We start from the raw sequence: 11,976 nt of genomic DNA, 5'->3' as shown, positions 1-11,976 counted from the left end.
ATATGACTTTGCATAAATCACACCAGCAATAAAATCATTAATTTTCAGCTACTTAAAAATAAAGTGTGTAACTTGCAGCAAGTAAAAGCGTACAAGTTACACACTGACTGTAAAATTTATAGATGGCGTTTACGCCATATAAAATAAAGCGCAGGTAACACTAGTAGTGTTAAAACTATGGCACTGAGCATCCCGCCGACCATAGGCGCGGCTATTCTGCTCATCACCTCACTGCCCGTTCCAGTGCCATAAAGCACTGGCAATAACCCTATGATAATAGTGGCGACTGTCATCATCACTGGTCTAACCCGAAGGCCTGCACCATTGATGATTGCTTGGCGCAGTTCTGTAACCGTAAACTGTGCTGATTGCGCTTTGGCATCTTGATAAGCTTGGTTGAGATAAACCAGCATAATTACGCCTATTTCTACAGCAACTCCAGCTAAGGCAATAAAACCAACCCCAACAGCAACCGAGAAGTTAAAACCTTCAAGGTACATCAGCCAAATACCGCCTATCATGGCAAGCGGTAAGGTCAGCATGATCATTGCCACCTCAATAAAGCTTCTAAAATTGAGGTATAACAGCACCACAATGATTGCCAAAGTGAGTGGCAATACATAACTGAGTTTGGCTTTTGCGCGCTCCATATATTCATATTGCCCCGCCCACGTAATTGAGTAACCAGCAGGTAGCTCAAGTTGCTCATGCAGCGCTTGTTGCGCACGCTCAACATAACTGCCGATATCACTGCCTTCAATGTCGATTAAGCTCCAGCCATTAATACGTGCATTTTCACTTTTAATACCCGGCGGGCCATCTTCGATAAAGACATGGGCAACATCAGCCAATGCGATACGCTGTCCGTTTGGTGTTACTATCGGTAACAACTTAAGCTCTTCTGGCGAGTCGCGATAATCTTGTGGATAACGTAAGTTAACTGGGTAACGCTCCTGCCCTTCAACAGTTTCGGTCACATTCATACCACCGATAGCAGTAGCAACAACCTGTTGCACATCAGCAATGTTTAAACCGTAACGCGCAGCCTTCTCACGGTTGATATCGACTTTGATGTAACGACCGCCGGCAACGCGCTCAGAATAAACCGAAGCCGTGCCCGGTAAATCTTTTAAGATGACTTCAATTTGCTCACCGATTTTTTGAATTTCACTCAGCTTTGGCCCTGCGACTTTAATCCCTACAGGCGTTTTAATCCCAGTAGCAAGCATGTCGATTCGCGTTTTGATTGGCATAACCCACGCATTGGTAAGCCCTGGGAACTTAACCAGATTATCGAGCTCTTTTTTCAGTTTTTCGGTTGTCATACCCTCGCGCCACTGTGACTTTGGCTTTAACTGAATAAAGGTTTCGATCATGGTCAGCGGCGCAGGATCTGTGGCAGTATCCGCTCGACCAACCTTACCAAATACCGACTCAACCTCTGGAACACTGGCAATTAGCTTATCGGTCTGCTGTAAGATTTCGCGGGCCTTACCAATTGAAATACCTGGGTAAGTCGTTGGCATATACATTAAGTCGCCCTCATCAAGGGGAGGAATAAACTCACTGCCAATTTTATTAACCGGGTAAAAGCCGATAGCAGCCAACACTAATGCCAGTACCAATGTTGTTTTCGGTGCTTTTAATACTGCATTTAACAAGGGTTTATAGGCTGCCACTAATAAGCGGTTTACAGGGTTTTTCTGCTCCGAAATAACCTTACCGCGAATAAAGTAGCCCATTAATACCGGCACAAGTGTAATCGCTAAACCAGCCGAAGCTGCCATCGCATAGGTTTTTGTATAAGCCAGTGGCGAGAACATGCGCCCTTCTTGTGCTTCAAGAATAAACACCGGCATAAAGCTGACAGTGATGATCAATAAACTAAAGAATAACGCGGGCCCGACTTCTGCGGCTGAGTCCATCACCACTTGCCAACGATTTTCATCGGTCAGTGGGGTTTTCTCCATATGCTTATGCATATTTTCTATCATCACGATAGCGCCATCGGTCATTGCACCAATGGCAATCGCTATCCCGCCAAGCGACATGATATTGGCGTTTATACCTTGCCAATACATCACCACAAAAGCCGTTAAAATACCCATTGGCAACGTGATAATGGCTACGATCGATGAGCGTATATGGAATAAAAACACGACACACACTAAGGCCACGACAATTAATTCTTCAATTAACTTTGAGCTTAAGTTATCAAGCGCTTGGGTAATAAGGTTTGAGCGGTCGTACACAGGGATGATTTCAACCCCCTCTGGCAGGCCTTTTTTGAGCGACTCTAGCTTTTCTTTTACGAGTTTAATGGTTGCTTCGGCGTTTTCTCCAAAGCGCATCACAACCACACCACCAGTTACTTCACCCTCGCCGTTTAGTTCGGCAATACCACGGCGCATTTGCGGCCCAAGTTTTATATCAGCCACATCACGTAATTGCAGTGGCGTGCCATTGGCATTAGTACCCAGCGGAATGGCTTCTAAATCTGCGACACTTTTAATATAACCTGTGCTTGATACCATGTATTCAGCTTCAGCCATTTCGACCACTGAGGCACCACGCTCTTGGTTACCTTGCTTAATTGCTGTTTGAATTAAACTCAGCGGAATACCATAAGCACGCAATTTATCGGGGTCGACATTCACCTGATACTGCTTAACCATACCACCAACAGACGCTACTTCTGATACACCCGGCACCGTTTGCAGCTCAAACTTTAAAAACCAATCTTGCAGGCTGCGTAGCTGACTAATATCGTGCTTACCGGTTTTATCCACCAGCGCATACAAGTAAATCCAACCCACACCTGTTGCATCAGGGCCAAGTTCAGGCCTTGCTGAATCTGGTAAGCGAGCACTTACTTGACTCAAATACTCTTGCACCCGGCTACGTGCCCAATAAAGGTCGGTGTCTTCGTTAAAAATAACGTATACATAAGAGTCACCAAAAAACGAAAAGCCCCTTACCGTTTCAGCACCCGGCACCGACAACATGGCTGTAGTGATAGGAAACGTTACTTGATCTTGCACCACTTGAGGCGCTTGTCCTGGGTAAGACGTTTTTACAATAACCTGTACATCAGATAAGTCAGGCAAGGCATCAACTGGGGTATTCTTTAAAGAAAAAATCCCAAAGCCCGCCAACATTAAAGACAGCAGTAATACAAAGAAGCGATTACCGACTGACCAACGGATCACGGCAGCTATCATTGCATTTCTCCTTGCATAGGGTGGCTCATGGTCATGATGTCAAAAATCACAAACTCACCGTCTACCAACTTAAAGGTAAAATGCACTTCATCATCACTTTGTAAACTAGACATATCGATACGCGGCGAAAAATGAAATTCCATAGTTGCAGCCTCGCGTCCCCACTTAGGGATAGCCTCACGACTGATCACGGCTGTGCGGGCTTCACGGTCAATGCTGTTGATCACGCCATTGACCATTGCGCTGTCACTATCTGGCTCTTGCATACGCATAAAGTCAGAACTCTTACTTGATTCGGAATCTATTAAGAACTGCGCTGAAACCACTACGTTATCGTCTTTCAATAAGCCTGATAAAATTTCGACATCATGATTATCACTACGACCTAGCGTCACAGCCACTGACTTAAAGCGCCCTTCACCTAAATCAATCACCACACGGTCTTGGCTACCGGTGCGGATCACCGCTTCTTTTGCGATGACTAATTGCGGCTCAGTTGGCTTAGTAGTAATGCTGACTTCAGCAAACATATTCGGTTTGAGTAAGCCATTTTGGTTGGCAAAGCGTAAACGCACACGAAGGGTACGGTTTTTCTCATCAAGGGTTGGGTAAATATAATCGACCTTGCCTTGCCAGCGCTTACCCGGTAAGTAATCTAAGCTCATAGTAACTGGCAAGCCTTTATGAATTAGCCCTGCTTGACGCTCAAAAACTTCAGCCTCAACCCACACTTCTTCTAGGTGAGCAATACTCATCATGGTTGTGCCCGGTTTCACAAAGAAACCTTCGCGGATATTTAACTCATCCAATACGCCACTTTGCTTGGCATAAAAGGTAATGTTTTGTCTGACCTTTTGGCTTTGCTCTAATTGGGTAATAAAATCGTCAGAAACATTCAGTGAGGCTAAGCGTGCTTTTGCGGCACGTATAAGCACTGCATTGTTACGTTTAAGGGCAAGCAATAACTCTTCTTGTGCATTCACTAGCTGTGGAGAATACAAGGTATAAAGTGGCTCGCCTTGCTTAACTTGGTCACCTGCAGCTTTTACATATAAGGTTTCTATCCAACCTTCGACACGAGGGTGAATATGCACGAGTTGGTCTTGGTCGTATTGCACATAACCAACCGTATCAACCGTCGTTTGTAATGATTTAAACCTTACAGGCGCTGTTCTTACCCCTAAGTTATTAACGACTGCTGGTGAGATTCTCACAGTACCAGGGCTGTCTTCAGCGCTACTTTGCTCCTCATAAACGGGGACTAATTCCATACCCATTGGCGATAAACCCGGTTCATCACGGCGGTAATTACTGTCCATAGGCGCCACCCAATATAAGGGCTTTTTCTCAGCGCTTGGCATAGCTTCATGATCTGGCTCAGCTAGTTTATTTAAAGCCGTTGCCAATGCCGCACCTACCGCCAAGGCGATAACTAATTTCACTGTATTATTCATTGGTAGCTCCTTGGCTTTGTGCTGCATTTATTTGGTTATCTTTTGCTGCTGCGTAATAGTTAAGGCGAGCGAGGGTTATTTGTTTGTCTATTTCGATATTCAATGCATCAATTTTTGCGTTAAGTTCGCTGATGCGTGCACGCATCACTTCTGAAAAGTCACCATCATCGTTGGTGTAAGCATTTAAAGTCGCTTCGGCTTGCTCCGCCATTTGCGGTAAAAGCTGCTGTTGATATAGTGCTTTGCGCTGAGCAAGTCGGCTTAGTTGGCTAAGCTCTTTAAAATACTGACCTTGCAGTTTTTGTAGGGTAATAAGTTTGTTGGTTTTTACCGCCTCGGCATTAGCTATTGCGGCATTAACTTGTTGATCTTGACGGTTATCAGTAAACAGCGGTAAATCAACACTTACCCCAATAGAGAATAAGTCAGCGCGAGAGTCACCCATCGGGGTATCATCACGATAGCCATAGCCTAGGTTCATACCAAATTGCGGCTTATACGCTTCTTTAGCCACTTTCACTTGGGTGTTTTTGGCACGCATAGCATGATCAATAGCAATAATTGCCGGGTGATTCATCAGCACTTCAGTCACCCCCGATGGCGCAAGCTCTTGATAAGCCATTACTGCGGTCACCTTGGTATTTTCATCGCTCACTGCACCGTTTAGCATTTCAATAGGTAGCCATTGTGCTAGTCGTTTTTTTGCACTATCAAACTGTTGCTCTAACATCACCAGCTTATCTTCAAGCCGAGTCAGCTCTAGCTGGGCGCGAATAATATCCTGCTGGCGAGTCGCACCAAGTGTATTGGCATAGCTTGCTTCTGTAATATCAATAAGCTGATTAAATAAGGCTTTATCTTGGCTGATCAGTTGAATGCTTTTTTGTGCGCGATAGGCATTTAGCCATGCTTCGCTAACAATGGCTTTAATCTGTGCTTGGCGGTCAGCTCTTAGCCAAGGGTATTGTTCAGCCGATTGTTTTAAAGCTTGTTGCTGTAAGGCAAGACTATCACCTCGGCTAAATTGTTGTGACAAGCCCACTTTGAATTGCGTCATACCCTCTTGGTCAAAGGCAAAGCCATCGGTTGGTAAGTTCATGAGTCCAACGGTTAACACTGGATCTGGCAAGGTACCTGCCGCAATGCTTTGCGCTTCTATCGCCTGTTGCTGGTATTTATTTGCCTGTAACCAAGGCTCGTGAGTCAATGCATAATCAATCACCTGATTGAGCGCCAATGGCTCTGCTTTCACTAAACTTGAGGTTATCAATACTGCGCCTAGAGAAAGCGCCTTAATCAATTTGCTGTGAATCATCACATGCTCCAAAAATCTTAAAAATGGTTAAAAAACAATAGATTTTGGGTGCAGAATAAGGAGTATTTCAGCGTTTTACTGAATTTTAGACAGACCTATCCTGCTTAAGCAGTAATAGGTGGACGATATAAAGAACTTGCGTGGAAACTAAGCTGGCTGGCGCCTAACACGGTGACTTTTTCTGATTGCTTAATTGATTTAACAACTAAATCATTTAACGGCAGGAGTGAATGAGCTGTACAGGCATTGAACGGACACGCACAATCGCTGTTATCCATTACGTCTTCATGGCAACAATCCATATCACTCATGTCGCTGTCAGCACTCATATTAGCATGATGATCCATCTGCATACTGGCATGTGGCATATCACACACCATAGCAACAGACGCAATTGACTGACCCACAAAAGTGAGCAGCATCATAGCTATCAATAAGTAGCTTGAAAGTCGCGTCATCATCATACCTTAAAAATTAATTGCCCAAATTGTAGCCCAAAATTTACGCGCTCGACAAGGGTTTATCTATTTTTATGTTACTGCTGGCAGCAATAGCAAACAGGCAATAGCCAGTAAAATACCAAAATCCATCCCCCAGTTCGGCATGCATTTTGATTAGCTCGCCCATTTGCCCATCGGCATTACCAGCCAAATAAGACACGATTAATGCAATCACAAACACATCGACCATGCTCCATTTACTTAGGCCCTGTATGAGTTGACCGAGCAAATGCTTAAATCTATTCGCAGGTAAAAAACAATAAAGCAATTGCATCAAGAGTTTTAAAGTGGGAATAACAATCGAGAACACTGCAACAAGCGCGGCAACAAGGTAATTTTTGTTATTGGCTAGCTCATTCACGGTGCCCCAAATGCTGCGTGTTTTTTTGTAGGCATCTATTTCACCTTCAAGCTTATCAAGCCCCAACATGCTTGAAGCCATCATTAACACGCTACGGGTATTGCGATCGCCTTCATCGGCAATCATTTCAATACCTGTTTTGGCAAGCTTAGATTTATCGATTTTTCCTTCTAGGGTGAGCACAGGCTGGGTTACACCAGGAATTAGTAACGCCAAGGCAATTAAAATAGCCAGTACTGGAAAAACAACACGCATTAGTTACAAACCTTTTTAATACTCAGAGCCCGCATCATAACGAACTCTGCACTTTTAGTCTGTAACCGATGATAAGCTTGCGAACACTTCATCGGCATAAGCACGGGCATCGTACATAGCTTGAAAAACCACATCCATCTTTGACGCAGGGCGGATCATCATTAGCAGCTCATGAGCAGTTTGCCACTGCTCTTCTTCCATCGCCTTAACGAGTTGTAAGCTCGCACCTTGCATGCCATTAAAGTTTAACAGTGCGCTCGAAAGCTCACTACCCAGTGAAAACTCTTTGGCAATGATATCAAGCTCCATATCTAAAATAGCATCAAGTACGGATAGTAAACCGACTAAATAACCCTGCTCAGCTAGGTCTTTACCACCAGGTTCAAGCATCAGCGCAATAAATTTAGCTCTTGTTAAGCCCAGTTTAGTTAGCTCTTGCGGTTTATCATTGCCTAACTCGCTCAGCGCTAATACCCGTACAAATTGTCTAATCGCGTCTTCACCAAGGTAAATAACCGCTTGTGAAATCGAACGAATTGTTTGCTGACTATTACTGATTCGCGCATTAACTAATTTTAAAATGCGTGCTGTAAGGCCTATATCTTTAGCAACTCGTTGTTGAATTGCGTCAAAATTTAAATCTGTTTGCGCAGTACAGTTAAGTAATTCAAGCACGGCAACTTTTGATGGTTCAACATTACCAAAACTTAAAAGCTCTGGCTTGGCAAAAAAGTAGCCCTGAAACAGGTCGCAACCAGCCGCTTTTAGTTGCTTAAAGTCTTCATAAGTTTCAATGCGCTCCACTATGATAGTGGTCTCTGGGAAACTACGTTTGAGCTTTTTGATCATCATGTTGGTTTTGATAATCGGCTGCGTGACTTCAAGCTTAATAAAATCCATTAAAGGCAAAATATCTTGCCATTTATCTGTGCCATCGTAATCATCAAGCGCGAACAAATAGCCTTCTTGTTTTAATTGCTTAACGCGGCTTACTACTTTTGGAATGCTAGTAGCCCGCTCCACTATTTCGATAACCGCACTGCGTGGTTGCAGCAACTTAGGGAAGTCATCCAAAATAGCGTCGGTCGATAGGTTGATAAACGCAGGTTGAAAGCCCGTTAGCTTCTCGAGTCCCATCAACATTAACGCATTAAAAAACAGTCGCCCCGTTGCTTGGCCATCACTGGTGCCTACCGGAAAGACATTATCGCTCGATTCTCTATACAATAATTCGTAAGCATACAAACTTTTATCAGCATTAAATATTGGCTGCCGGGCTATATACTGAGTCACGCTCTGACTTTTGTTACCTTCCATACTTAATTCTGACATTCTACTTCTCACTTAGATGTGGCTATCTCCACATTACTATTGTTATAAGTATAGTGAAAGATGTTTACCTTGCTAAAAAACAAAAACCCAACCAAACTAGGTACATGAAAACGAATTCAATCAGACCATTGCGCTTCTCTAACTCGATTTTCTTAATTTTACTTTTTCTTACTCAAGCAGTTTTGGCTGAGCAGCAACCTGTACTGAAATACAATGTAACCGGCTCTGGGAACTACTATCCTTACTATATTGATGATAAAAGCAATCCAGGGATCCTTCCTGAAATTATCAAACAAGTTATGCTGCTTGCTGATATTCAAGTGCAGCATGTCGAGCTTCCTGCAAAACGAACCGTTAAATACCTTCACCAAGGACATATCGATTTTGATGTCATAAGCCCCGAATGGCTGAGCCAGACAGAAAAACAAAATCCACAGTTTAGTTACTCAAACACCCTGTTTGCCGTTGAAGAGTATCTAGTGAGCTTAAAAAGCTCTGTGGCTCAATGGCAGCAACTCAACAGTATTCGTAATCAACCCGTAGGGACTGTTTTAGGCTATTACTATTATGACGATAACCGCTTTAAACGGGTTGATTTTCACTCTGAACAACAACTCATTCAGGCGTTAAAAATGCAACGAATTGAGGTCGTCATAATTGATAAACTGCCAGCATTATATTGGGCTGAGCAATTTGATGCAGATATCAGCTTTGGTGCATTACATTCGCTAGGTAATCTAAAAATTCGCCTGCGCAGTGAGCATCAATCATTGTTACCAAAAATAAATACAGCAATCAAAGAACTTAAAAATTCTGGCCGCTTAGATGCCATAATCAATAAATACACAAAAAGCATACCCCTACAATAATTAGGGATATTCCGCTTTGGACCTGCTTTTGCTATAATGCGCGCTGTTTTTCTTACCTTGTTAACTAAAAGAGCCTCCTATGAGCATTGAACAAGCCCTAATCGAACGCAGTAATAACCAATGTGAACTTTGCACTAATACAGACAATCTATCTGTTTACGAAGTGCCACCTGTTACAGAGGCTCATTCTGATAAATGCATTTACGTTTGCCAAACCTGTAAAGATCAAATTGAAAATAATGCTGATTTAACTGCAAACCACTGGCATTGCTTGAACGACAGCATGTGGAGTCAAACACCGGCTGTACAAGTTGTGGCTTATCGCATGTTGAAGCGTTTAGCTGCTGATAACGGTTGGGCACAAGACGCACTCGATATGATTTATCTTGAAGAAGACACGTTAAAATGGGCGCAAACAGCCCTAGCTGAAGATGACGATATTAAACACATCGACAGTAATGGTGTTGTACTTCAAGCGGGTGACACTGTGACACTTATTAAAGATCTTGATGTGAAAGGCAGCAGCCTTGTTGCTAAGCGTGGCACAGCAGTAAGAAACATTGGCTTAACGAGCAACCCAGAACATATTGAAGGCCGTGTTGATGGTCAACGCATTGTTATTCTTACCAAATACGTGAAAAAATAACGAACACTCAATTTGCTTTTTAAAGCGAATCCGTAATTAAGAAAATGGGCCTAGTGCCCATTTTTTGTTAATTAAGCTATGATTAAGTCAGCGAACTTTATGCTTATTCAATTACAAAGACGCATAACCCTAAAACGCAAGGAAACAATCATGGCTTCGGATACCATCTCATCTTTCAAACGCGCTTCTCTATGCAGTTTAATGATCTTAGGGAGCAGCTTAGTATTAACAGGTTGTGGTGAAGACTCTGCCGCACCACAAGCTGAGCAATCAACAATGAAAACCCTCAATACTCAGGTTATTTATTTAGACCGCAGCATGCTGCCACCGGGTTCAGTATTAAAAGTACAACTTGCTGATGTATCAAAAATGGATGCCAAAGCAGAGGTTATCAGCGAACAAGAAATTGAATTAAATGGTGCGCCACCATATAACGTGGCACTTGAGTATGACGAAAGCAAAATTGCTGACCGTCACCGCTATAGTGTGAGTGCACGCATTGAGAATCAAGGTAAATTACTTTACATCAGCACCACTCACAATAATCCATTTGCCGAAGATGCGACGGATGATGTGTACAAGGTGACAGTGACAAAAGTATCAGCGAAAAAGCCAGACGTGACATTGACCAATACGTATTGGAAAGCAGTTACAATCAGCGGTGAGGCTATCACCGTTGAAAATAAAGAACCTTTCGTACAGTTTAAAGACGATGGTTCAACCAATGGTCACTTAGGATGTAATAACTTCTCAGGTAGTTACGAGGTTAACGAGCAGACGCTTACATTCAACCCATTAGCAAGCACCAAAAAAATGTGTGTATCACAAATGGATATTGAAGCGGCCATGTCTGCAGCACTTGCGGCAACAGCTAAGTTCTCTATCAATGGTGAACAGTTAACCTTGTTAGATGATAGTGATGAGCCACTTGCGACCTTCGCAGCGACTTATATGAATTAACAACAGTTAAATAAAAAAACGCCCAGCAATTGCTGGGCGTTTTTGTATTGGAGAAATTATTCTTCAACTAACTGTTCACTGCGATAAAAACCACTGCTATCGCTTAGTAATGAAACAAGCTCTGGTAATACCGCATCCATTGTTTGCTTTAGTTTCCATGGCGGGTTGATCACTATCATACCCGATGCTGTCATACCGTGAACGTCGGTGTCTGCCTCTGTTGCAAGCTCGAAAAGCTGAATGTTACGCATACCCGATGCGATTAAACCCGCTTCCATTCTGTCAATTCGCTCACGATCTACAACCGGATACCAAATCATGTACGTTCCAGTTGCAAAGCGTTTATGCGCCTTAACAAGAGTGTTAACAACCGTATCGTAATCGTTTTTAATTTCGTATGGAGGGTCAATAAGCACACAAGCTCGACGTGATGCTGGTGGTAATAAACCAATTAAGCCTTGAAAGCCGTTTTCACCACGTACGCGAATAGAACGCTTACCTTTCATGTTGTCTTGCAGTAACTCTAAGTCACGTGGATGCAACTCAAAGAACCAACCGTTATCTTGGCGACGTAAAAAGTGCTCTGCAATTTTTGGCGAACCAGGGTAAAAATCTAAATTACCATTTGAGTTAAATGATTTAATCAGCTCAATATACTCATTAAGTGCATTGTGTTCACTGTTATGCTGCCAAAGCTTAGCAATCCCATCTAAATACTCTTGTGTTTTTTGTGCATCACTGCCTGCAAGTTCAAAAAAGCCAGCACCTGAGTGGGTGTCCACATAATCAAGCGGTTTGTCTTTAATTGTTTGGTATTTAAGAACTTCAGCTAGAACAAGATGTTTTAGAACATCAGCAGGGTTACCTGCATGAAAAGAGTGTCGATAACTAAGCATATTTATAAGTCGCCAAATGCAAAACTGCATTAAAAATGAATAGCCATATTGTACATGATAAACAGAAAATGATCCTAGCATCTGGCGTTTTGGTGAATCATAAATGAATAAAAAAGCCGCTACGCTGAATTACACCTTAATAATAAATAAAAATCCTCTAAAACGGC

At 42.9% G+C, this 11,976-nt stretch carries 10 protein-coding genes; 3 read left to right on the top strand and 7 right to left on the bottom strand.

Going from position 1 to position 11,976, the window contains the following annotated elements; all coding sequences use genetic code 11:
• Positions 1–116: 116 nt before the first annotated feature.
• The 6 genes from AN394_RS04720 to AN394_RS04695 form a co-directional block, all read right to left on the bottom strand.
• Positions 117–3,221: an efflux RND transporter permease subunit gene (locus AN394_RS04720; RefSeq protein WP_055020904.1), complete on the bottom strand. Its 3,105-nt coding sequence runs from the start codon at positions 3,219–3,221 to the stop codon at positions 117–119.
• Entirely contained in the window at positions 3,218–4,675 is a 1,458-nt protein-coding gene (locus AN394_RS04715) for an efflux RND transporter periplasmic adaptor subunit (RefSeq protein WP_055020903.1), read from the bottom strand. Before AN394_RS04715 ends, AN394_RS04720 begins: the two co-directional genes overlap by 4 nt.
• Positions 4,668–5,990 (bottom strand): TolC family protein, encoded by a 1,323-nt coding sequence (locus AN394_RS04710; protein WP_055020902.1) that lies wholly within the window; start codon positions 5,988–5,990, stop codon positions 4,668–4,670. The genes AN394_RS04715 and AN394_RS04710 overlap by 8 nt, the downstream gene beginning before the upstream one ends.
• Before the next feature lie 104 nt (positions 5,991–6,094).
• Positions 6,095–6,448, bottom strand: coding sequence for a hypothetical protein (locus AN394_RS04705; protein ID WP_055020901.1), 354 nt, complete (start codon positions 6,446–6,448; stop codon positions 6,095–6,097).
• A gap of 43 nt (positions 6,449–6,491) precedes the next feature.
• Positions 6,492–7,106, bottom strand: coding sequence for a paraquat-inducible protein A (locus AN394_RS04700; protein WP_055020900.1), 615 nt, complete (start codon positions 7,104–7,106; stop codon positions 6,492–6,494).
• Between the two features lie 54 nt (positions 7,107–7,160).
• Entirely contained in the window at positions 7,161–8,438 is a 1,278-nt protein-coding gene (locus AN394_RS04695; protein ID WP_055020899.1) for an EAL and HDOD domain-containing protein, read from the bottom strand.
• A gap of 104 nt (positions 8,439–8,542) precedes the next feature.
• On the opposite strand from AN394_RS04695, the gene AN394_RS04690 reads away from it, so the two are divergent.
• The 3 genes from AN394_RS04690 (at position 8,543) to AN394_RS04680 (ending at position 10,913) form a co-directional block, all read left to right on the top strand.
• Entirely contained in the window at positions 8,543–9,307 is a 765-nt protein-coding gene (locus AN394_RS04690) for an ABC transporter substrate-binding protein (RefSeq protein ID WP_054563515.1), read from the top strand.
• A gap of 79 nt (positions 9,308–9,386) precedes the next feature.
• The gene (locus AN394_RS04685; protein WP_054563514.1) at positions 9,387–9,953 is read left to right on the top strand and encodes an alkylphosphonate utilization protein; all 567 of its coding nucleotides are present in this window, start codon (positions 9,387–9,389) and stop codon (positions 9,951–9,953) included.
• A gap of 150 nt (positions 9,954–10,103) precedes the next feature.
• On the top strand, positions 10,104–10,913 hold the full coding sequence (locus tag AN394_RS04680) for an META domain-containing protein (RefSeq protein WP_055020898.1): 810 nt from the start codon (positions 10,104–10,106) through the stop codon (positions 10,911–10,913).
• A 56-nt stretch (positions 10,914–10,969) separates the two neighbouring features.
• Here the strand turns inward: AN394_RS04680 and AN394_RS04675 are convergent, their stop codons facing one another.
• Positions 10,970–11,809, bottom strand: a complete 840-nt coding sequence (locus AN394_RS04675) for a 23S rRNA (adenine(2030)-N(6))-methyltransferase RlmJ (protein WP_055020897.1) — start codon at positions 11,807–11,809, stop codon at positions 10,970–10,972.
• Between the last annotated feature and the right edge of the window lie 167 nt (positions 11,810–11,976).

The sequence above is a fragment of the Pseudoalteromonas sp. P1-26 genome, from assembly GCF_001401795.1.
GTDB lineage: Bacteria > Pseudomonadota > Gammaproteobacteria > Enterobacterales > Alteromonadaceae > Pseudoalteromonas.
Note: the sequence above shows the minus strand (reverse complement) of the source record. Positions and strands in the feature narration are given on the sequence as shown.